This is a genomic window from Kribbella sp. CA-293567 (genome assembly GCF_027627575.1).
In the GTDB taxonomy this organism is placed as follows: Bacteria; Actinomycetota; Actinomycetes; order Propionibacteriales; family Kribbellaceae; genus Kribbella.
The window spans coordinates 122,127-140,212 of the sequence record NZ_CP114065.1 but is presented as its reverse complement, the minus strand read 5'-3'; the positions used below and the strand labels follow the sequence as shown (position 1 = coordinate 140,212).

Sequence of the window (18,086 nt, the reverse complement as noted above, 5' to 3'; positions counted from 1 at the left end):
GCTGGTGTTCACTAGTGCCAACAGAGAGCGCCGCTCTCGAATTTCGGAGGCTGAGTTCGATGCAGGAGTACAACGACAAGCGCGTGGTGACCAGCGGGCACCGGAGCATGCTGGCGATGAACAAGATGGTCGCCGGCCTGACGAATCTCGGCATCAGCCTGATGGGCAGCCGGATGCTGTCGGTCCAGGGCCGCAAGTCCGGCGAGTGGCGCAGCAACCCGGTCAATCTGCTCACGATCGACGGCCGGCGGTACCTGGTGGCGCCTCGCGGTCACGTCCAGTGGGTTCGCAACCTGCGGGCCAGTGGTCACGGCTCACTGCGGATCGGCCGCCGGGTGGAGCTGTTCCGCGCGGAGGAGCTGGCCGATGCCGACAAGCCCGACATCATCCGCACGTACCTGAAGAAGTGGGCCTGGGAGGTGCAGTCCTTCTTCGGCAAGGACGTCGACGCGGACTCTTCGCTGGAGACCCTGCTGCAGGTCGCACCCGGCGTGCCGGTGTTCAGGATCCACACGAAATAAGAGTTCTCAGGGCAGGTCGTACTCGTCGGGGAGGCGCAGGTTGGGCCCGCCGACCTGCAGGCCGAGCGGGGTCGCGCGACCCTTCGGCTGCTCCCAGTCCTCCTGCCGGCCGAGCGCGGTCAGGTCCAGGTAGTGGTAACCGTTGTGGAACTCCTCGATCCCGCGGCCGAAGGTGGAGTAGGTGTGGAACACCTCGTCACCGACCCGCAGGAACGCGCTGATCCCCGGCATCTCCTCACCGTTCAGATCGCTGGTCCACGGGCCGTCCGTCCACGGCGTACCGACCTCGGCGACCTCGTCCGCGGTCCGGTGGTGCAGCTGGATCGGCGCCACCTGGTCGTCCAGGGTGGCGTGGAAGTCGTAGTTGAAGGCGCTGCCGAACGACGAGTACCAGGGGAAGGTCCAGCCCATCCGCTCGCGGAACGCGGCCAGCTTCTCGTACGGCGCGCGGCTCACCGCCACCAGCGACGTGTTGCGCACGTGCAGTTGCCGCAGCCGCCCGATCCCGTCGGCCGCGGACGAGCAACTCGAACATCCGGCGTCCCAGCCCGGCGCGAACATGAAGTGGTGCATCACCAGCTGGTCGCGCCCCTCGAACATCTCCAACAGCCCGACCTCCCCATCGGGCCCCTGGAACCGGTACTCCGCTTCGACCTTGACCATCGGCAGCTCACGCCGCCGGGTGTTCACCCGGTCCCGGGCCCGAGTGACTTCCTTCTCCCGCTCCAGCAGCTCCCGCCGGGCCTCGAACCACTCCTCCCGCGAAACCACCCGCGGCAACTTCCCCGGCTCCGTCATCCCACTCTCCGTCCACTAGTGCCGTTGCTCTTTCCCATCAGTCGGAGCAATCCATCGCACCTTGCGCCACTTGCCCAGGATCCTGCCCCGACCTCGGCCGAGACCTCCAGCACTTCGACACCCGGCGACACCGTCGACGACCTGATGGGCCTTGGCGGGGCAGCGGGATCTGCCCGCGCGGTGTCCGGATCGGGCTATCTGCGGCGGTGCAGGTTGCCGGCGATGTTCGCGGTCAGGGTCGCCCGGGTCCAGCCGTCCTCGACGGCGCGCTTGGCGTACCAGAGGCGGAGGTTGAGGTCGTCGAGTTTCTGGAGCAGGACCAGGTGGTGGTGCCAGGGAAGTCTCGCGAGCGGGCCTCGGGCGTACGCCTCGTGCGGCCAGGCTTCGGCGAAGGCACGCATGTGCCGCAGGTTGCGCGCCGACAGACCCTTGTCGTCGGGGAAGCGCGCTCTGAGGTCGGTGGAGAGGTGGTCGACGACGCGGCTCACCCATCCCTCCTGTGACTGCCGGCGAAGGATTTCGTGGCCGATCGACCAATAGGTCAGCAGCCGCTCGTCCCCCGCCGTCCGGTCGGCCGGGATCACGGCTGCCACCGCCTCGACGAAGTCCGGGTACCAGGCGGGCATCGAAGGTCTCGGCGGCGGGGCGGAGGTTCCGGGGCGAGGGCTGCGCTTGTCCATGGCACAAAGGATGGAACCGGGCCCGGCGGCGACACGAAGGCCTTTCGGGGGCAGCTTGGGGCAAGATGGCTTGATGATCACGCAGGAGGAGTTGAAGCTCGCGCCGAAGGTGTTGCTGCACGACCATCTGGACGGCGGGTTGCGGCCGGAGACGGTGCTGGAACTGGCGGCGGAGGTCGGGCACCAGCTGCCGCGGACCGATGCCGCCGAACTGGGCCAGTGGTTCGTCGAGTCGGCGGACTCCGGTTCGCTGGAGCGGTACCTGGAGACCTTCGACCAGACCGTCGCGGTGATGCAGACCGCGGAGGCGATCAAGCGGGTCGCCAGCGAGTGCGTGCAGGACCTGGCGGCCGACGGAGTCGTGTACGCCGAGGTCCGCTACGCGCCCGAGCAGCACCTGACCGCCGGGCTCAGCCTCGAGCAGGTCGTCGACGCGGTCCGGGAGGGGTTCGAGGACGGGATGGCCCGGGCCGAGCGGCCGATCGTGGCCCGGCAGTTGCTGACCGCGATGCGGCACCAGGCGCGGTCGATGGAGATCGCCGAGCTGTCGGTCGCCTATCGCGACGGCGGCGTGGTCGGCTTCGACATCGCCGGCGCCGAGGCCGGCTACCCGCCCACCCGGCACCTGGACGCCTTCGAGTACCTGCAGCGCGAGAACGCGCACTTCACCATCCACGCCGGCGAGGCCTTCGGGCTGCCCTCGATCTGGCAGGCGATCCAGTGGTGCGGCGCCGACCGGCTCGGTCACGGCGTCCGGATCATCGACGACATCACCTACGACGAGAGCGCCGGGCCGGACGGCAAGGTCGAGCTCGGCCGGCTGGCGGCGTACGTGCGGGACCGGCGGATCCCGCTGGAGATGTGCCCGAGCTCCAACCTGCAGACCGGCGCGGCCGACTCGATCGCCCAGCACCCGATCGGTCTGCTGGCGAAGCTGAAGTTCCGGGTCACGGTGAACACCGACAACCGGTTGATGAGCGGTACGTCGATGAGCCGCGAGCTCGCTCTGCTCGCCGACGCGTTCGGCTACGGGCTGCCCGAGTTCCGCTGGTTCGCGATCAACGCGATGAAGTCCGCCTTCCTCCCCTTCGACGAGCGGCTCGCGATCATCGACGGCGTCATCAAGCCCTGGTACGCCGAAGCCGTAAACCGATAGACGCCGGGCCACCGCGGGCCGGAGCATCGTCGGCATGACGGCGCAGCAGATCAGATTCGTGGAGTTGTCCGGTCCGGCGATGGCCGCGTTGCTCGCGGACGACCTGGAGACGGCCGGCCGCGAGACGGGCGTGGAGCTGACCGACCTCTTCGTCGACGACGACTCCAAGTGGTTGTGGAACTACCGGATCGCCCAACTCGCGGAGAACCCGGCGGCCGCTCGCTGGATCGTCCGAGCGGCTGTTGCCGAGCCCGCGGGCGTGGTGATCGGTCATGGCGGGTATCACGGCCCGCCCGACGAGAACGGCATGGTCGAGGTCGGCTACACCGTCGACCCGCGGTACCGGCGCCAGGGGTACGCGAAGGCGATCCTGTCCGCGCTGCTCGACCGGGCCGCGGCCGAGCCCGGCGTCCAGGTGGTGCGTGCCTCGATCAGTCCCACCAACGCTCCCTCCCTCGCCACCATCGCCGGCTTCGGCTTCCTGGAAGCAGGCGAGCAGTGGGACGAGGAAGACGGCTTGGAACTCCTCTTCGAGCGGCCGGTCTGAGGCCGGCCGCCAGCTCAGCCGGCCGTCTGGAAGGTCCGGCGGTAGTCCTGGGGCGGGACGCCCACTACTCGGCGGAAGTGGTGGCGGAGCAGCGCGGCGGTGCCGAAGCCGGCCTCGGTGGCGATCTGCTCGATGCCGAGTCTGGTCTGTTCCAGCAGGGTCCTGGCGTGCAGAACGCGTTGGGTGGTCACCCACTTCAGTGGCGTCGTACCGGTCTCGGCCACGAAGCGGCGGGCGAAGGTGCGGTCGGACATCTGCGCCCGCCGGGCCAGGTCGGCGACGGTGTGTTCGATGGTCAGGTTGTCCACCATCCAGTCGAGGACCGGCTGCAGGCTCTCGCCGGACGACTCGGGCACCGGCACTTCGACGTACTGGCGCTGGCCGCCGTCCCGCTGCGGCGGTACCACCATCCGGCGCGCGATGCGGGTGGCCACCGCGCTGCCCAGCTCCCGGCGGACCAGGTGCAGGCAGGCGTCGATCCCGGCGGCCGTGCCGGCACTGGTGATGATGTCGCCGTCGTCCACGAACAGCACGTCCGCGTCGAGCTTGGCCTCGGGGAACTGGTCGCGGAACTTGTCCGCGTAGCGCCAGTGCGTCGCGCAGGACCGTCCGTCGAGCAGCCCGGCCGCGCCGAGCACGAAGGCGCCCGAGCAGACCGTCAGCAGGATCGCGCCGCGAGCGTGCGCCTGGCGAAGCGCCGCCAGGATGCGTTCGTCGTACTCGCCTCGCCAGGTGGTGGCCGGCAGCGCCACCAGGTCGGCGTTCTCCAGCTCCTCCAGCCCGTACGGCGCGATCACGGCGGAGTGGCTGCTGGTGGCCAACGGCACCCCGGGGGTGACCGAGCACACCTTGAAGTCGAACGGCGGGCAGCCGTCGTCGGTCCGGTCGATCCCGAACACCTCGGCCAGTACGCCGAACTCGAACAGCGCGACGTCCTCCATCAGCACGACAGCGATCTTCCGGAGCATGTCAGTCAGTATGGCAGGAATTAGTGGAAGAGTGTCAATAGTGCCAATTGTGGCTGAATCTGGCAGATAGCATGATTACTGCCATGACCGGAATCATCGTCCTCGCAGTACTCGCGCTGGTAGTGATCGCGGCGCTCGAAGGCAGCAACAGGCGCAACGCCACCGGGCTCGGCCACGGGCCCGACGGCAGCTGGGTTGCCGACGATCGTGATCTCGCCAGGTCCAAGCTCGACCTGCTCGCCCTCGGTGGCGCCGCAGAGCCGTTCTCCCACAAGCCCGTCGCCAGCACCGGCAGCGTCACCAGCATCCGCCGGGCCCGGGTCTTCCTCAACGACCACACCATCCATCACCACGGACGTCACGCGGCCTGACGCGCACGGAGCAGTGGCGGCCACGAGGAAGCACTGCAGTGCAGCGGCCGGGTATGCCAGCGCCGTACCATACGGTATGGTCTGGTCATGACGCAGCTTCCGTGGAACTGGCAGGCGACGCCCGGCGAGGTGGCCGAGGAGTACCCGTGCGATCGGTTCGTCACCGGGCCGGTCGTCGGGTGCTGGCGGGCTGCCGACTCGACCGCGAGCGTCGACCAGTTGTTCCGCTGGCTGTGCCAGTTGCGGGTCGCGCCGTACAGCTATGACCTCGTCGACAACTTCGGCAGATCGAGTCCACGCACGCTGACGGCCGAGGCCGACCAGCTGGAACGCGGGCAGATCTTCATGACCATCTTCGAACTGGCCGACTTCACGCCCGGCCGCCACCTCACGCTGAACCTCGTCGATCCCAAGGCGCTCAAACTCTTCGGTCAGGTCGCGGTCACCTATCTCGCCGTACCGACCGCCACGGGTTCTCGGCTGATCGTGAAGCTCGCGCTCCCGGCCCGAGGCAACGCCGTACGCCGGACCCTGCTGGCCTGGGGTGATCTGTTGATGATGCGAAAACAAGTCCTCGAGTTGACTCGCCTCGCGGCCGGATAACCGAAGGCGAAACCCGGTGCGTCTGTGTCACAGTCAGCCTCATGGACGACTACCGCGCGGTGAACCGGGCCAGCTGGGACGAGCGAGTGCCGGCGCACGCCGCCTCCCCTGACTACATGTTGCAGAAATTCGCCGAGGACCCGAAGTTCCTGAGCCAGGTGGTCCAGTTCGACGTACCGCGGCTCGGCGACATCACCGGCCTGCGGGGAGTCCACCTGCAGTGCCACATCGGCACCGACACGGTGTCACTCGCGCGGCTCGGTGCCCGGATGAGCGGGCTGGACTTCTCGGGTCCGGCGGTCGCTCAGGCGCAGTCGTTCGCCGAGTCGCTCGGACACGAGATCGACTTCCACCAGGCCGACGTGTACGACGCGGTCGAGGTGCTCGGCGCGGCGCAGTACGACCTGGTCTTCACCGGGATCGGCGCGATCGGCTGGCTGCCGAGCATCGAGCGCTGGGCCGCCGTGGTGGCCGGGCTGCTCAAGCCCGGCGGCCGGCTGTTCATCCGTGAGGGGCACCCGATGCTGTGGTCGCTCGACGTCTCGCAGACGAGCGGCGAGATCGTGCTGGCCACGCCGTACTTCGAGACCGAGGCGCCGCAGATCTGGGACGAGGGCGGCACCTACGTCGAGACCGACGCGGAGTTCAGCCACAACGTCACGCACGAGTGGAACCACGGGCTCGGCGAGATCTTCACGGCGCTCCAGAGCGCCGGCCTGGACGTCACCCATCTCGAGGAGCACGACAGTGCGCCCTGGATGCCGCTGGCCGGTCACATGACCCGCGACGAGCAGGGCGAGTGGCGCCTCACGGATCAACCGGAGCGTCTCCCCGCCACCTACACCCTGCAAGCACGGCGTCGCTGATACCTGGTTAGCGAGAGTTCCGGCGCTGTTGCACCTTCTGGAACATCTCCTTGGCCTTCCGCTGGTTCTCCGGCTTGCTCGCCTCGCGCTGCACTACCTGCAGCACCTTGGCGACGACAGCGCCTTTGAGCAGTGACTTCACGAAACCCATCGGGGGCCTCCTTCTCTGTTCCTACGAAGGTAGCGGTACCCACAACCATTCCCCATGGGTGATCCCCCCGTCTCTCCCCTAGGACCTGTCCGCGTAGGCCAGGTGGGTACCACAGTGCAGGCAGCGGAAGAGGTAGCCGGTCGCCTCGCCGTCGGCTCGCAGGGAGCGGACCCGGAGCTCGGCCTGCTCCGGGGCGCTGTCCTCCATCACCATCTCCAGCGCCTCGGGGAAAGCCTGCAGTTCCGCGTACCCCACCTTGCCCAGATAGGCCGCGGCGTCGGCGCAGTGGAACATCCAGTGCTCCTGCTGCCAGCCGCTGAAGCCGGGAGTCCTGGTCAGTACCTCGGTCAGGACAGGTCGCGGTACGTCGTCCGGGACGTCGGTGAAATCGGTGAACTCGGCCTCGAAGAGGGTCGCGGCGGAGCCGTCAGCGATGCACGGCAGGCAGAGTTCGTCGACCACCTCCTCCTCGGCGTAGACCGGTCCGGTGTAGATGAACTCCTGTCGCCGGCCGCAGCAGCGGCAGGGCGCGTCACTGGTGATCACTTCGCCGGTGCCCACCGGGTCGGGGTGGTAGCGAAACCTCGGTACGTCGGTCACCCCCTGACCCTGGCCGACCGGCGTACCGGGTGCAAGTGACCCGCCCTGTGGTTGCCTTGCGCTGTCCGTGGCGTAGGGCACACTGGTCGGGTGCCCGAGTTGCCGGAGGTCGAGTCGCTGGCGGGGTTCCTGCGGGAACGAGCCGTCGAGCGCGCGTTCGTGCGCGCCGACATCACCGCGATCAGCGCGCTGAAGACCTTCGATCCGCCGATCTCCTCGCTGCTCGGGCTGCCGATCGACGACGTGCGGCGGCACGGGAAGTTCATCGACATCTCGGCGCAGGGCATCCACCTGATCATCCACCTGGCCCGCGCGGGCTGGCTGCGCTGGCGCGAGGAGCAGTCCACCGGCCTGGTTCGCCCGGGCAAGGGCCCGATCGCCTGCCGGGTGGTGTTCGACGACGGGTCCGGGTTCGACCTGACCGAGGCCGGCACCCAGAAGAAGCTCGCGGTGTACGTCGTCCGCGACCCGGCCGAGGTGCCCGGGATCGCGAAGCTCGGCCCCGATCCGTTCACGCTGACCGTCGAGCAGTTCGGCGACATCCTCAAGGCAGCCGGCCGGGTCCAGCTCAAAGGGGTGCTGCGGAGCCAGTCGGTGATCGCGGGGATCGGCAACGCCTACTCCGACGAGATCCTGCACGTGGCCCGGATGAGCCCGTTCAAACCGGCGTCGAACCTGTCCGCCGACGAGCTCCAGCAGCTCTTCGACGCGATGCACGACACCCTGCGCGACGCGGTCGCCCGCTCGGCCGGCCTCGCCGTCCAGGACCTGAAGTCGGAGAAGAAGAGCGGGATGCGGGTGCACGGCCGCAAGGGCCAGAAGTGCCCGGTCTGCGGTGACCTGGTCCGCGAGGTCAGCTTCGCCGACTCGTCGCTGCAGTACTGCGCCACCTGTCAGACAGGCGGCAAGCCGTTGGCCGACCGTCGCCTGTCCAAGCTGCTCAAGTAGTCCGCCCGGTGCTCAGGTCATCTGGTTGAACATGTCCAGCACCTCGGAGTTGAACGGCGTGGCCAGCAGGATCTGCGGGCCACTGGTCGTCCGTCGCGAGGTCGCGGCGAAGATGTAGCCGAGGTCCTGGTTGATCCGGTCCTTCAGCCACGGCCCACCGCTGGCGCCGCCGTTCATGTTGCAGCCCAGGGCGGCGTCGGTCGAGCCCCAGGCGGAGGTGCCACCGTCGCAGTAGTAAGGCACCTGGCCGTTGAACGGCGCCTCGGCGGGCCAGCCCCAGATCCGCGTGTTCGCCTGGTTGCGGCTGTTGTTGATCGCCAGCCCGTTGCCGCCGACGGCGTCGATCAGGTTGCGGCCGTTGCGCTGGTGGAACGAGACGAAGGCCTGGTCGTAGCTGAAGTTGCTGTTGTTGATCCAGGCGTTGAAGGTGCGGGCCGCGGCCCAGTTCCACAGCCCGGCCCCGGACTGGCCGTTGTAGTACGACGGCGCGAAGACGATGTTCGCGTGCCAGCCCCCGCCCTGGCCGCCGTGCACGCAGTGGCCGGCGGTGACGGTCAGGTTCTTGTGGTTGCTGTTGACCGAGGCGGCCGAGCACACGTAGTTCAGGCCGTTCTTCGTGAAGAAGACCTTGCCGGCCGTGCTGGGCACCGGGTCGTTGAGCGGTGCCCGGCCCTGCGGCGCGACCGGGTGCGAGGCGACGCTCGGCGGTCCGGTGGGCCGCTGCGCGGCCGGGAGCTTGGCGTCACCGGGAAGGTCGGCCGGGATCGCGGTGCGCAGCTTCTCGGCAGTCCAGTAGCCGGTGGCCTCCAAGGCTCCCGCTGGCGCTTTGGCCGGCAATGCGGGCGCCTGTACTGCGGACGTCGAGCCCTGTGTGGAGTCGGGCGCGACGGGTGCGGCAAGGGCTGGGGAGGCGACGGTGGCCAGCAGCAGGCCGGCGACGGCCAGTCGGAGTGATCGGTTTCCGGGCAGGTGGAAAGTGCGCATGGTGGCTCCTGGTTCGGGCGGGAAGAGTCACTGCGTGATCACAGACAGTAGAAGTGAAACGTTCCCAGAGAGCAAGGCCTCGGCGGGCGAACAGCGAATGCAGGGGTCGATCGGCGTGGCGGCCGGCCGAGGCTGCGATGATCGAGCCATGACTCCGGAGATTCCCGCAGTGGTGGTTGCCGACGTCGATGACGCGCTGCTCGCCGAAGCGTTCGTGCTCGACGTCCGCGAACCCGACGAGTGGGCCCGCGGGCACATCGAGAACGCGGTGCACATCCCCCTCGGCCAGCTGCAGGAGCGGGTCGGCGAGGTGCCGCTCGGCCAGAAGGTGCTCTGTGTCTGCGCGGTCGGCGGCCGATCCTCGATGGCGACCCAGTTCCTCGCCTCGCAGGGGCGGGACGCGATCAACCTGGACGGTGGGATGACCGCCTGGGAAGGTGCCGGCCGCCCGGTCTCGTTCGACTGATTCCGGTCCTTTAGGACAGAAATCTTCCGGTTGCCGACTGGAGACGTTACTTTGTCACCGGTTGGTCGATCGGCGGACACCCCTGCCTCATCCGGCGGCACGGGACACGGCGTCGGATGGCCTTGTCCGCCCGCGCCGAGGAGGCCCCGTGTCCAGGCTTGTCCCGTTCCGTCGTACCGCGATCAGCGTCGTGCTGGGTGGCTTGCTCGCCGGCTCAGCACTGAACTCGGCCGCTGCTGCTCCTTGGCCGGGCCTCGACCTGCCATCGGCTCCGGTCGAGGCCCAGCGGCATTCCTCGAGTGCCTCCGACATCGCCGACGTAGCGATCGCGCCGGTCGGCGAGGGGCTGGTGACCAGCCGGCAGGACAGTCCGGTCGCGCCCGGAGTCGGTTACACGGCGTTCGAGCGGCTCGACGCGCGTGGCTGGTTGCGGGGTGACTTCCTTGTCGCCGACCTCGACCAGCGTGGTGTGACCGTCGACTACGTGAACACCGGCAAGGTCTCGGGTGGTCAACCGCTCAGTCAGCAGTTGGCGCGCAAGGGCGCGATCGCGGGGGTCAACGGCGACTTCTTCGACATCAACGACACCACCGCCCCGCTCGGCGTCGGGATCGAGCGCAACGGCACGGCCGGTCGGCTGCTCAACGCGCCGGCCGCTGGGCACAACGAGACCGCGGTGATCGGCAAGGACGGCCTCGGCCGGATCGCGCAGGTCTTCCTGCAGGGATCGGCGACCGACGACGACGCCACCCAACTCGACCTGACCAACCTCAACTCGCCCGGCGTCAGCGCCAACGGCATCGGCCTCTACACGCCCGAGTGGGGCGACGTGGCGCGCACCAGGACCGTCGACGGCGTACCGGCCGTTCGTGAGGTGCTGCTCCGCGACGGCGTGGTCGTCTCCGTCGGCACAACTCCCGGTACGACGCCGCTGGCGGCCGGCGAACTGGCCTTGATCGGCCGCGACGCGGGCGCGACCGCGTTAACTGCGTTCGAGCCGGGGGACAAGGTCGAAGTGCAGTACGGCCCGCGCGCCGACGCGGTGGACGCGGCGGTCGCGATCAGCGGCAACGTGCAGCTCGCTCGCGACGGCAAGGTCCCGGACGACGTACCGGATGCGGATCTCGCGCCCCGAACTGCTGTCGGGTTCAGCGCGAACGGCCGCCGGATGGTGCTGCTCACGGTCGACGGCCGCGCGACCGGCTCGCGGGGGCTGACGCTCAAGGAGATGGGCCGGCTGATGGTCGGCCTCGGCGCCGACGACGTGCTCAACCTCGACGGCGGTGGCTCGTCCACCATGCTCGCGCGCTCGCCCGGCGAGGCGGCTCCCGGGATCGTCAACGATCCTTCGGACGGCGGCGAGCGCCCGGTTCCGAACGGGCTCGGACTCCTGCCGGTCAAGGGATCGGGCAAGCTCAAGGGCTTCCGGCTCGAAGCAGCCGGTACCGCGGCCGAAGAAGCCGACACCGACGTCTCCAAGAGCTCCCGCGTCCTCACCGGCCTCACTCGCGTCTTGACCGCCCGCGGCCACGACGAGACCTACGCCCCCGCCGCCGGTACGCCGTACTGGTCCGCGGGCAGCAACGCCAGTGTCACCAGCAAGGGAGTCGTCACTGGTCGCCGTGCCGGTGACGTGACTGTCACGGCCGCCAGGGGAGCGGCGCGCGGCCGATTCCCCCTCACCGTCCTCGGTACGCCGGTCCGCCTGGCGCCCTCCACCCGTCAGGTGTCGGTGCCCGACGCGGCGGCCAAGGGCTTCTTCACCGTCAACGGCTACGACGCGGACGGCTTCTCCACCTGGATCGAGCCGCGTGATGTCAAGCTGAGCTACGATGCGGCGCTCGTCAAAGTGGTTGCTAAGGGCAATGGATTCGACGTGCAGGCGATCGGTGCCGAGGCGGTCGCCACGGTCGTCACCGTCAAGGTCGGCTCGCTCAGCACGCAGCTCAGCGTCACCGCCGGTCTGACCGCCGAGGTGGTGGACGAACTCGACGACGCGACCCGCTGGCAGGCCAACGCCGTACCGGCCGGTGCCGCGAAGGCCTCGCGATCGGTTGCTGAAGGCCACGATGGTGGTCAGGCGATCGCGCTCGACTACTCCCTGACGGGAAGCACCGCCACGCGCGCGGCGTACCTGGCGCAGACGCCGCAGCAGACGCTGCCCGGCCAGCCGCAGAAACTCGGCGCCTGGGTGTACGGCGACGGCAAGGGCGCCTGGCTGCGTGCGAACGCCTACGACGGCGCGGGTGGTTCGGCGCAGACGCTCAACCTGGCGGCGGCGGTCGACTGGACCGGCTGGAAGTACGTCGAGGCCGACATCCCGCCGGGCCTGACGATGCCGCTGCGCTTCTGGCGGCTCTATGTGGTCGAGACGGTGCCGACCCGCCAGTACTCCGGGCGGATCGTGATCGACGACCTGACGGTGCGCGGTGCGCCGCCGGTGACGGTCGCGCCGCCGGCCAAGGTGATCGATCCGATGGTCGTCACCGACGGGTCCGTGACCGGCGCCGGCCGCTGGCGGTTCGCCGTCCTGTCGGACGCGCAGTTCACCGCCGACGATCCGGACTCGGGCTTCGTCCGCCAGGCCCGCCGGACGATCCGCGAGGCGCTCGCCCAGCGCCCGGACTTCCTGGTCGTCAACGGTGACTTCGTCGACCGTGGCTTCGCCGGCGACATCGCGCTGGCCAAGCGGATCCTCGACGAGGAGGTCGCGAGCAAGGTGCCGGTGCACTACGTGCCGGGCAACCACGAGAGCTACGGGCCGGGCGACCTGTCGGAGTGGACCAAGGTCTTCGGCGCCCCGACCAGCACCTTCGACCACCTGGGCACGCGGTTCGTGCTGCGTGACTCGTCGCTGGGATCGCTGCGGGCCGGTGGGTTCGCGCAGATCCTGGACCTGAAGCGGCAGCTCGACGACGCCAGGAGCAACCGGTCGATCCGCAACGTGGTGGTGATGGCGCATCACCCGATCGACGACCCGTCGCCGACCCAGAACTCGCAGCTCGGCGATCGCAAGGAGGCCGAGTTGCTGGTGCGCTGGCTCGCGGACTTCCGGGCGTCCACCGGTAAGGGAGCGGCGTACATGGCCGCTCATGCCGGGACCTTCGCGGCGACTCGGACCGACGGAGTGCTGCTGCCGCTGACCGGCAACTCCGGCAAGGGCCCGGCGGCTGCTCCCGATGCCGGTGGGTTCACCGGATGGGCGCTGGTCGGGATCGACCCCAACGCGCGCGAGGCGGCGGCCGGTGAACGCCACTGGTCGGCTCCGGAGCGCTCCTGGTTCCAGGTCGAGCTGCGGCCGCATGTGGACTCACTGGAGCTGACGGCGCCGACCGCACTCAAGCTGGGCAAGACAGGGCCGGTGGCGGCAACCGTCGTACAGGAGAGCCGGCGGGTGCCAGTGGCGTTCCCGGTGTCGGCCGACTGGTCCGGCTCATCGCTACTGCACCTCGGGCCGATCCGTACGGCGCCGTTCTGGGCCATCGCCTCGTACGACCCGGCCACTGGCGTTGTCACCGGTCTGCGGCCCGGCACAGTCCAACTAGCCGTCACCGTCAACGGCACCACCAAGTCCACCCCCGTGCAGATCAACTGGTAGCCGTTTCGTCAGGCGCCCTCACACGCTGGGGGCGGCTGACGTTCAACCGGCATGAAGCGAATCGTTGAACCCAAGGTCCTGTACTTCGGTACGCCGGTGGTGCTGATCAGTTCGCGCAACGCGGACGGAAGCACCAACCTGGGCCCCATGTCGTCGGCCTGGTGGCTGAACCGATCTGCGATGCTGGGGATGTCCGTCAGCTCGCAGACCGTGCAGAACCTGCTGGAGCGCCCTGAGTGCATCCTCAACCTGGTCGACCCGGCCATGGTCGCCGCGCTCGACCGGATCGCTCTGCTGACCGGCTCGCGGCAGATGTCCGACGCGAAGCGGGCGCGCGGCTACCGGTTCGAGCCGGACAAGTTCGCGGCGGCCGGGCTGACCAGGTCGCCGGGCAGTCTGGTGGACGTGGACGCCGTCGAGGAGAGCCCGATCAATCTCGAAGGGCGGATCGAGGCGATCCACCAGCTCGGTGGGCCGGACTCCAACCTGCGCGCGTTGGAGATGTCGGTGCAGCGGGTGCACGTGCGCGAAGACCTGCTGATGGCCAACGATCGCTACATCGATCCGCTGCGTTGGGACCCGTTGATCATGAAGTTCACCGAGTACTTCGCGGGTGGTGTTCCGGCGCACGAGTCGTCGCTGGCGCGTGGCTGGGAGATGCCGCCGATGAAGGCGGGGGCACTATCGTCTGGGGCATGACTGAGGTGAGGCGGCCGGAGCGGTTGCGTGCTGGTGATTCGATCGCGGTGGTCGCGCCGGCTGGGCCGCTTGACGCCGAGCGGCTCGAGCTGGGGATCAAGTACCTGCTGGACTGGGGTGTCGAGGTCGAGGTGATGCCCTCCGCGCTCGCGCGGGACGAGCGGCTGCCCTACCTGGCAGGGGACGACCGGGCGCGTGCCGCCGACTTCCGGACCGCCTGGCTGGACCCTTCGTTCAAGGCGGTCTTCGCGGGCCGCGGCGGGTACGGCGTCCAGCGGTTGCTGCAGCACCTCGACCTGGCGGAGCTTGCTCCGGTCAGCAAGATCCTGGTCGGCTTCAGCGACATCACTGCCTTGCACGAGGTCTTCAACGCTCAGGGCCTGGTCACCGTGCACAGCCCGATGGCGGCCGGTATCGGGCAGCTCAGGGTGCAGGAGTCGCACGACCGGCTGCGGGACCTGCTGTTCGCGCCCGAATCGATCGCTGACCTGCTGGCGCCCACCGGTGCCCGGACCGTGGTCGCCGGTACTGCGGAAGGACGGCTCCTCGGCGGCAACCTGGCCCTGCTGGCAACCAGCATCGGTACGCCGACCTTCGCCCAGCCCGCCGGCATCGTGCTGCTGGAGGACGTCGGCGAGGAGTCCTACCGCGCCGACCGGATGCTCACCCAGCTGCTCAGGTCGGGGTGGTTCGACCAGGTCACCGGCCTGGTGATCGGCGACTTCAGCGAAGCGGGCGACCAGGCGCTGGTGGCCGACGTGATCCGCGAGCGGCTCGAGCCGCTCGGCGTACCGATGGTCGAGGGGGCCGCGATCGGTCACGAGGACCTCAACCTCGCCGTACCGCTCGGGCTTCCGGTCGTGCTGGACGCGAGCGCGGGCACGCTGAAGCCCCAACTGCCCGCGTTCAGCTAGACAGCTGCTCCCGGAGGAAGGCGAAGGCTCGCGGATAGGCGTCGAGGCGGTTGCCGCGCTTCGCCAAGCCGTGGCCCTCGTCGGGATAGACCAGCAGCTGACACGGGACGTCCCGCTTGGTGAGCGCCTCGACGATCTGCTCCGCCTCCGACAGCGGCACCCGCGGGTCGTTCGCGCCGTGGATGACGAACAGCGGCGCCCGGATGTCGTCCACCCGGTTCAGCGGACTCGCGGCCTCCAGGAACTCCCGATCCTCCGCCAGTACGCCGTACTCCCGCTCACGCGCCACCCGCCGGTACGCCGAGGTGTTCTCCAGGAACGTCACCAGCGAGGCGATGCCGACGATATCCACCCCGGCGGCCCACCGCTCCGGCTGGAACGCGAGACCGGCCAGCACCATGTAGCCGCCGTACGAGCCGCCCCACAGGGCAGTGCGCCCCGGGTCGACGTCGATCGACGGCAGCCAGTCGTGGATCGCGGCGAGGTCCTTCACGGAGTCGAGCCGCAACTCCTTGTCGTCCAGCGAGTACCAGCGCTTCCCGTACGTCGCTGAGCCGCGCACGTTGGGCACGATCACCGTGTGGCCCTCCGCGGTCAATGCCGTCGCCACCGGGTTCCAGTTGCGCAGGGCCATCATCTCGGGGCCACCGTGCACCCACACCACGGCTGAGCCGTTCCCGCCACCGATAGGCCGGTAGACGAACACAGGGACCTGCTCGCCGTCGAAGGAGGTGACCCGATGGCTCTCAGGGTGCGTGAGGCCCTCGGGAAGCGCCGGACTGTCCGGAATCCGCACTGCGGCGACCGCGCCGGTCTCTCGCGTGTACCTGAACACGGCCAGCGGACTGATCGGCGAGCTGTGGTTGATCAGCGCGTAGCCGCCGTCGGACGACCACAGCGGGTCCGGAGCGATGTGCTGCCGAGCAGCGCAGCCGTTGGCCGGCAGGTCGAGGTCGGCGACGAAGGCCGCGTCCGCGAGCCGGTGCAGCGCCAGGGTGACGACACCGTCGTCAGTGGTGCCCACCAGCAGGTGCTCCCCGTCAGGACAGACCCAGCCGCTCAGGTCGTGCTTGTCGTCGACCAGGAGATCGGTCCAGGTCGCAGTACCGACCTCGTAGCGGCGCAGGGCGAGCCGGTCGCGGCCCTGGTCGGTGGAGATGACGAACCCCGAGGAGTCGGGCAGCCACGACGGTGCCTCCTGGTACGTCGGTTCGTCGTACGACGTGAGCTCGGTGACGGTCCGGGCGATCACGTCGACCAGCAGGAGCTGCACCGAGTTGCCAGGACCGCCGGCCAGGGCGATCGCGACCAAGCGCTCGTCCGGCGACACGTGAGCCGAGCTGAGGTAGCCGCCGCCGTCGTACAGGACGGTCTCGTCGCCGCTGGCCAGGTCGAGCACGATGAGGTCGAAGTCCACCTCGTTGCGGCGGTTGGTGGTGTAGAAGATCCGGCCCGGCCTGGCATCCACCAAGTGATGGAAGTGCGCCGGATCGAGCACGAGTGGAGACAGCACGGGCAGTTCGTCCGGTCCGCTGGTGTCGTCCAGATCGAGCAGGGAGAGCTGGCCGCGTTCGTCGCCACCGCTGTCGTGCTCCACGACCACCTGCCGGCTCTCCGGCACGAACCGCGCCGACCGGGCAGGGTCGTCGAGCGCCGTCAGGGCCCGCCAGCTTCCGTCGGCCGTGACTTGATGGATCTGCCGGATCCCGCTGCCGTCGTAGCCGAGCAGCAGACTGCCTGTCGAGTCGACATCGAAGGCGATCACGGTCGGCAGCGAGAGCAGCGTCGTCAGCACTCCTCAATCCTCACACGCGATCAGGACACTTCGACGACGACCGCGTGCAACCCGGCGGCGCAGCTCGCCGTCCTTACGATTGTCAACGACGCGAGACGAGGGGCACCGATGAACGGTGGGGCACGGCGTGACCAGGAGTTCACCGAGTTCGTCAGAGCCCGGCGATCACGTCTGGTGGGAGCGGCCTACCTGTTGTGCGGGGACCGGCACGCGGCGGAGGACCTGGTTCAGACGGCACTCGCCAAGCTGTACGCCGCCTGGCCGAGGATTCACGACCGCGGCGCCGAGGACGCCTACGCCCGGAAGATCCTGGTTCGCACCACGATCGACGCGGGCCGGCGCAGATGGCGCCGTGAGCTGAGCTCCGACGTCCTGCCCGAGCAGGTGGTAGCCGGCCCGGACCTGGCAGGACGCGACGAACTGGTCCGGGCGCTGGCGACTCTGGGACCACGGCAACGGCGGATCGTGGTGCTGCGGTTCTGGCTGGACCTCAGCATCGAAGAGGTCGCCGCGGACCTGAAGATCAGCACCGGAACGGTGAAGAGCCAGTCCTCCCGGGCTCTCGAGCAGCTCCGCACCCGGCTGACCGCCGATCGTCTCGACGAACTCACCGAGGAGAGAGCATGAACGAGCAGGACCTCCGCGAACGGCTGGAGCTCAGTGTCGGCACCGATCTCGGCGATCCGGTGGTCGACCCGGCAGCCGACATCAGCCGCGGGCGCAAACGCCTTCGCCGCATCCGGCTGGCCAGTGGCCTGGCCGCCGCGACCTCAGTGGCGGCAGTCGCTGCTCTCGGCGTGCAGTTCCTGCCGGCGGACGACCAGCTCCCGGTACCGGCAGCGAAGCCGACGGCCGTGCCCAAGAGCGAGGAGGCCGGTCAAGACTGGCAGGCGGACCTGGCCGCAGCGGTCTACCGGAACGTCGACCCGAAGCGGGCCCACCTCACGAAGGAGTCCGGCTGGACCTTCGTCCACCAGACCGGCCGCAAGAAGAACCCCGTCCAGGAAGCGGTTCTCGGCCAAGTGTGGCAGCAAGGCGGCGGGACCGGCCGGCTGCTGGTCTCGGTGTCCGCCCCGGACCGGGCGCAGGCAGAGGCGACCTGGTGCGATCCGGAGTACGACAAGGACCACATCAAGGCGACTTGCTCCGCAGGGAGGACGGCCGGCGGCGCCCCGATCGTCAGTGGACCACTCGGGCAGGTGGTGAACTCCAAGGGCGTCGCCTACCCCGACAGCGGCGGGACGTTCGTGCGGTACGTCCGGCCTGACGGGCAGGTGGTCGTCGTGGCGATCTCGCGGCTCAACACCTTCAAGCGAGTCGCCGACGATCTCCCGGCCGCAGCCGAGCCCGCGGTGACGCTCGAGCAGCTCTACGCGCTGGCGACCGATCCGGCGTTGTCCATCACCGACAAGTAGTGGGGA

The 18,086-nt window shown here is 69.2% G+C and carries 20 protein-coding genes; 13 read left to right on the top strand and 7 right to left on the bottom strand.

Features of this window, described 5'->3' with window-relative positions; translation table 11 throughout:
• Nucleotides 1-59: 59 nt before the first annotated feature.
• A complete protein-coding gene (locus tag OX958_RS00700) occupies nucleotides 60-521 on the top strand; it encodes a nitroreductase/quinone reductase family protein (RefSeq protein WP_270134945.1) in 462 nt (153 codons plus the stop codon).
• A gap of 6 nt (nucleotides 522-527) precedes the next feature.
• Here OX958_RS00700 and OX958_RS00695 read toward each other — a convergent pair whose 3' ends face one another.
• Together OX958_RS00695 and OX958_RS00690 are read right to left on the bottom strand one after the other, a co-directional pair.
• Nucleotides 528-1,319: a DUF899 domain-containing protein gene (locus OX958_RS00695; RefSeq protein WP_270134944.1), complete on the bottom strand. Its 792-nt coding sequence runs from the start codon at nucleotides 1,317-1,319 to the stop codon at nucleotides 528-530.
• Nucleotides 1,320-1,513: 194 nt separating this feature from the next.
• Nucleotides 1,514-1,999 carry a DUF1016 N-terminal domain-containing protein gene (locus OX958_RS00690; RefSeq protein WP_270134943.1) on the bottom strand — a complete coding sequence of 162 codons (486 nt, stop codon included), beginning with the start codon at nucleotides 1,997-1,999 and terminating at the stop codon, nucleotides 1,514-1,516.
• A gap of 73 nt (nucleotides 2,000-2,072) precedes the next feature.
• Between OX958_RS00690 and OX958_RS00685 the strand changes: the two genes are divergently transcribed.
• Nucleotides 2,073-3,155 (top strand): adenosine deaminase, encoded by a 1,083-nt coding sequence (locus OX958_RS00685; RefSeq protein ID WP_270134942.1) that lies wholly within the window; start codon nucleotides 2,073-2,075, stop codon nucleotides 3,153-3,155.
• Nucleotides 3,156-3,189: 34 nt separating this feature from the next.
• Nucleotides 3,190-3,702: a GNAT family N-acetyltransferase gene (locus tag OX958_RS00680; RefSeq protein WP_270134941.1), complete on the top strand. Its 513-nt coding sequence runs from the start codon at nucleotides 3,190-3,192 to the stop codon at nucleotides 3,700-3,702.
• Between the two features lie 14 nt (nucleotides 3,703-3,716).
• On the opposite strand, the gene OX958_RS00675 is transcribed toward OX958_RS00680, so the two are convergent.
• Nucleotides 3,717-4,670: a GlxA family transcriptional regulator gene (locus tag OX958_RS00675; protein ID WP_270134940.1), complete on the bottom strand. Its 954-nt coding sequence runs from the start codon at nucleotides 4,668-4,670 to the stop codon at nucleotides 3,717-3,719.
• Nucleotides 4,671-4,753: 83 nt separating this feature from the next.
• On the opposite strand from OX958_RS00675, the gene OX958_RS00670 reads away from it, so the two are divergent.
• The 3 genes from OX958_RS00670 to OX958_RS00660 all read left to right on the top strand — a co-directional run bounded on the left by OX958_RS00670 (nucleotide 4,754) and on the right by OX958_RS00660 (nucleotide 6,510).
• Nucleotides 4,754-5,041 carry a hypothetical protein gene (locus OX958_RS00670; protein WP_270134938.1) on the top strand — a complete coding sequence of 96 codons (288 nt, stop codon included), beginning with the start codon at nucleotides 4,754-4,756 and terminating at the stop codon, nucleotides 5,039-5,041.
• A gap of 87 nt (nucleotides 5,042-5,128) precedes the next feature.
• Complete coding sequence (locus OX958_RS00665) at nucleotides 5,129-5,644, top strand: hypothetical protein (protein ID WP_270134936.1); 516 nt, start codon at nucleotides 5,129-5,131, stop codon at nucleotides 5,642-5,644.
• 41 nt (nucleotides 5,645-5,685) lie between these two features.
• A complete protein-coding gene (locus OX958_RS00660; RefSeq protein ID WP_270134935.1) occupies nucleotides 5,686-6,510 on the top strand; it encodes a class I SAM-dependent methyltransferase in 825 nt (274 codons plus the stop codon).
• A 7-nt stretch (nucleotides 6,511-6,517) separates the two neighbouring features.
• On the opposite strand, the gene OX958_RS00655 is transcribed toward OX958_RS00660, so the two are convergent.
• Nucleotides 6,518-6,661: a hypothetical protein gene (locus tag OX958_RS00655; RefSeq protein WP_270134934.1), complete on the bottom strand. Its 144-nt coding sequence runs from the start codon at nucleotides 6,659-6,661 to the stop codon at nucleotides 6,518-6,520.
• Nucleotides 6,662-6,739: 78 nt separating this feature from the next.
• Entirely contained in the window at nucleotides 6,740-7,261 is a 522-nt protein-coding gene (locus tag OX958_RS00650; protein ID WP_270134933.1) for a CbrC family protein, read from the bottom strand.
• 90 nt (nucleotides 7,262-7,351) lie between these two features.
• Here OX958_RS00650 and OX958_RS00645 point away from each other — a divergent pair, with 90 nt between their 5' ends.
• Nucleotides 7,352-8,209 carry a DNA-formamidopyrimidine glycosylase family protein gene (locus OX958_RS00645; RefSeq protein WP_270134932.1) on the top strand — a complete coding sequence of 286 codons (858 nt, stop codon included), beginning with the start codon at nucleotides 7,352-7,354 and terminating at the stop codon, nucleotides 8,207-8,209.
• 12 nt (nucleotides 8,210-8,221) lie between these two features.
• Here the strand turns inward: OX958_RS00645 and OX958_RS00640 are convergent, their stop codons facing one another.
• Nucleotides 8,222-9,193: a trypsin-like serine peptidase gene (locus OX958_RS00640; protein WP_270134931.1), complete on the bottom strand. Its 972-nt coding sequence runs from the start codon at nucleotides 9,191-9,193 to the stop codon at nucleotides 8,222-8,224.
• Nucleotides 9,194-9,341: 148 nt separating this feature from the next.
• Between OX958_RS00640 and OX958_RS00635 the strand changes: the two genes are divergently transcribed.
• The 4 genes from OX958_RS00635 (at nucleotide 9,342) to OX958_RS00620 (ending at nucleotide 14,870) form a co-directional block, all read left to right on the top strand.
• Nucleotides 9,342-9,659 carry a rhodanese-like domain-containing protein gene (locus OX958_RS00635; protein ID WP_270134929.1) on the top strand — a complete coding sequence of 106 codons (318 nt, stop codon included), beginning with the start codon at nucleotides 9,342-9,344 and terminating at the stop codon, nucleotides 9,657-9,659.
• 148 nt (nucleotides 9,660-9,807) lie between these two features.
• On the top strand, nucleotides 9,808-13,257 hold the full coding sequence (locus tag OX958_RS00630) for a phosphodiester glycosidase family protein (RefSeq protein ID WP_270134927.1): 3,450 nt from the start codon (nucleotides 9,808-9,810) through the stop codon (nucleotides 13,255-13,257).
• Between the two features lie 51 nt (nucleotides 13,258-13,308).
• Nucleotides 13,309-13,956, top strand: a complete 648-nt coding sequence (locus OX958_RS00625) for a flavin reductase family protein (RefSeq protein WP_270134925.1) — start codon at nucleotides 13,309-13,311, stop codon at nucleotides 13,954-13,956.
• Entirely contained in the window at nucleotides 13,953-14,870 is a 918-nt protein-coding gene (locus tag OX958_RS00620; RefSeq protein WP_270134923.1) for a S66 peptidase family protein, read from the top strand. The genes OX958_RS00625 and OX958_RS00620 overlap by 4 nt, the downstream gene beginning before the upstream one ends.
• Here OX958_RS00620 and OX958_RS00615 read toward each other — a convergent pair.
• Entirely contained in the window at nucleotides 14,863-16,665 is a 1,803-nt protein-coding gene (locus OX958_RS00615; RefSeq protein ID WP_270134922.1) for a S9 family peptidase, read from the bottom strand. The genes OX958_RS00620 and OX958_RS00615 overlap by 8 nt on opposite strands.
• A 108-nt stretch (nucleotides 16,666-16,773) precedes the next feature.
• Between OX958_RS00615 and OX958_RS00610 the strand changes: the two genes are divergently transcribed.
• Nucleotides 16,774-17,292 (top strand): SigE family RNA polymerase sigma factor, encoded by a 519-nt coding sequence (locus tag OX958_RS00610; RefSeq protein ID WP_270134921.1) that lies wholly within the window; start codon nucleotides 16,774-16,776, stop codon nucleotides 17,290-17,292.
• Complete coding sequence (locus OX958_RS00605; RefSeq protein ID WP_270134919.1) at nucleotides 17,289-18,080, top strand: hypothetical protein; 792 nt, start codon at nucleotides 17,289-17,291, stop codon at nucleotides 18,078-18,080. The genes OX958_RS00610 and OX958_RS00605 overlap by 4 nt, the downstream gene beginning before the upstream one ends.
• Nucleotides 18,081-18,086 lie beyond the last annotated feature (6 nt).